Source organism: Clostridium sp. CAG:43, from assembly GCF_000434655.1.
Taxonomy (GTDB): Bacteria; Bacillota; Clostridia; order Lachnospirales; family Lachnospiraceae; genus Otoolea; species Otoolea fessa.
Genome location: NZ_FR895118.1, coordinates 35,749 through 38,576 on the forward strand (window position 1 = coordinate 35,749; position 2,828 = coordinate 38,576).

The following is a 2,828-nucleotide window of genomic DNA, read 5'->3' on the forward strand; positions in this document are numbered from 1 at the left end:
GTCGGGCAGTGGGTAACGCACTGTCCGCAGAGAGAACAGTCGGATTCTTTGATTTCCAGATTGTGGGAAACATCGACGGTTGTATGGGAACCGGTTCCGGACACATCCCAGATATTTAAGGTCTGGATCTTGTCGCAGATCTGGACGCAGCGCATGCATTTGATACATTTTCCCGCATCGCGGATCAGTGGGAAAGTGGAAGTCCAGATCATTTCCGGATATTCGTTTTTATAACGGTCAACGGTCAGGTTCAGATCACTTGCCACCTGTTTTAATTCACAATTAGAGCTGCGCACACAGGTGGGACAGTTGGTGTGATGCTGGGAAAGAAGCAGTTCCACGTTGATCTTGCGGGCTTCGCGGACCCGCGGGGAGTTTGTGAGAATCTCCATGCCTTCCTGAACCTGGTTGTTGCAGGAGGTAACGAGATGGTGGATTCCCTTCACTTCTACAACACAGACACGGCAGGCACCGATCTCATTGATATCTTTCAGATAGCAAAGATAAGGAACATGAAAACCGTTGTCGCGGCAGGCGTCCAGAATCCGGGTTCCGGCAGGAACCTGCAGCGGTATATTATTAATTTTGATGGATACAAGATTCGTATTTACCATGATGTGGTCCGCCCTCCTTTGAAGTTTCCATAACCGAAGTGATCACAGCGCAGGCAGCGTCTGGCTTCCTGGCCAGCCTCCTTGAGGCTCATGCCGCATTCGGTAAGTGTAAAGTCACATTTGCGTTCTCCGGCAGGACGTTCTGTCAGGTTGACACGTCCGCAAGGAGTACGGTCGGAGAGATCCGGTTCCGGAATCTTCACATCGCAGGTAATCTCATGATTGTAGCCGAGATACTGATCAATGTTGGCAGCGGCTACTTTGCCGGCAGCGATTGCACGGATTACAGTTGCCGGTCCGGTTGCACAGTCGCCTCCGGCGAAAATACCCGGCATATTCTGAATGGAGGTCCATCCGGTTGCCTGGATGATGCCCCATTTTGCGTCGATACCCTGTTCTACGAAGTAACGGCTTTCGATGCCCTGCCCCACAGCTGCGATGACGATATCACATTCAACCGGGATAGAGTCGGTGCCGATAGCCTTCGGTGAAGGACGTCCGCCGCGGATTTCTCCCGGCATCTGCTGGCTTACCCAGAGAGCTTTTACCTGGCCGTCCTCGTCTGCTTCAATCCGCTCTGGTGCGTAAAGTTCCATGATCTCTACGCCTTCAGCCATGGCACTTTCAACCTCTTCCGGAAGAGCTGTCATATCAGCTTTGCGGCGTCTGTAGGCAACTGCCACCTTGTCTGCACCCAGGCGGACAGAAGAACGGGCTACGTCCATGGCTACGTTGCCGCCGCCGATGACACAGACCTTCTTTCCGGTAAGATCCGGATATTTGCCGTCGCCGATAGCACGGAGGAATTCGACAGCGGAGATAACACCGCCGGCATCTTCTCCCTCAATACCAATCTTTTTATCACTATGAGCGCCGATGGCGATGTAGATAGCATCATATTCTTTGCGGAGTTCATCCAGAGACAGCTGTCCTGGATCGTTTCCGACCGAAGTTTCAAGACGGACTTCCACACCGGTTTCCAGAATGACATTGATATCATCCTGCAGGCGTTCTCGTGGCAGGCGGTAGCTTGGAATTCCGTACAGCAGCATGCCGCCGAGTTTCTTGCGTTTTTCAAATACAGTGGTCTGATGTCCCATCAGCTGCAGATAATAAGCAGCGCTCAGGCCGCTGGGGCCGCCGCCGATGATCGCGATGCGCTTGCCGGTGGAGGTTGGACAGGCCGGTGCCGGTACATATCCTGCCATATCCACAGCTACACGTTTGATACCGCGGATATTGATAGAATTATCCAGCATGTTGCGGCGGCAGCGGGACTCACATGGATGTTCGCATACCAGCGCACAGGCGGTTGGGAATGGGTTGTCCTTGCGGATCAGGCGGACTGCATCGGCATAGCGTCCTTCGCCGGTCAGGGCGATGTAACCCGGAATATCAACTCCGGCCGGGCACAGAGCTACGCAGGGAACCGGCTGATCAAGATTACTGCGGCAGCGGTTGTGTAAGATATGTTCCATAAAATCCTCTTTGAAGCCGTCCAGTCCTTTTAAAACCATCTGGGCAGCGGTATAGCCGATGGCACAGTCAGCCGTGCTTTCGATGACACGGGCTGTTTCCTCCAGCATGGTTAAATGCTTCATGGTTCCTTTTCCGTTCAGGATGTCTTCCAGAAGATTGGAGAGCTGCGCGAGACCGATTCGGCAGGGAACGCATTTGCCGCAGGTCTGTGCATGGCACATTTTTAAAAATGCAGCGGTCAGGTCGACAGGACAAAGACCTGGCGGGCTGGCGATGATGCGCCGTTCCAGATCCTTGTAAAGCCCCTCTACGACATTCTGAGCCTCGCTGTTAGTAGGTATAACGAGTCTGCTCATAAGGTATAAACTCCTTTCATAAATGTGAAATAAAATGCGTTATATTTTTCGATGCAATTATGTGTTTACTATAACATAAAACGAGCGAAAAACACAAGGTATTTATTGCAAAATATCTAAAAAAAGAAATGAAAGTGAGGTAAAAACAGATAAAATAGATAAGAAAGATAGGTATAAAGTGTGAAAAAATGTTGAATATATAGCTGCGGTAATTTCATGACAATTAAAAAGTGATGAAATTGTGGATTGTCTACAATTGAAATATCATATTTATGAAAATCATAACCATATATATGAAAATAATAGGGTGAAAATTCTATGATATTTTTGGCTTTACAGACGTTCAGTAAAAAAACGGCAGGAGCCATCAAGCTGCGCT

At 49.9% G+C, this 2,828-nt stretch carries 2 protein-coding genes; both read right to left on the minus strand.

Annotation, left to right across the window (positions count from 1 at the left end; all coding sequences use genetic code 11):
• Positions 1-614: 2Fe-2S iron-sulfur cluster-binding protein (locus QVO97_RS12615; RefSeq protein ID WP_288189778.1), on the minus strand; the 614-nt coding region annotated here is incomplete at its 3' end.
• Positions 608-2,449 (minus strand): NAD(P)-binding protein, encoded by a 1,842-nt coding sequence (locus QVO97_RS12620; protein ID WP_022360669.1) that lies wholly within the window; start codon positions 2,447-2,449, stop codon positions 608-610. The genes QVO97_RS12620 and QVO97_RS12615, both read right to left, overlap by 7 nt.
• Positions 2,450-2,828 lie beyond the last annotated feature (379 nt).

Excerpts from the sequence above, each read along its gene's own strand:
- QVO97_RS12620 (WP_022360669.1), bottom strand. The coding sequence starts at position 2,449 with ATGAGCAGACTCGTTATACCTACTAACAGCGAGGCTCAGAATGTCGTA.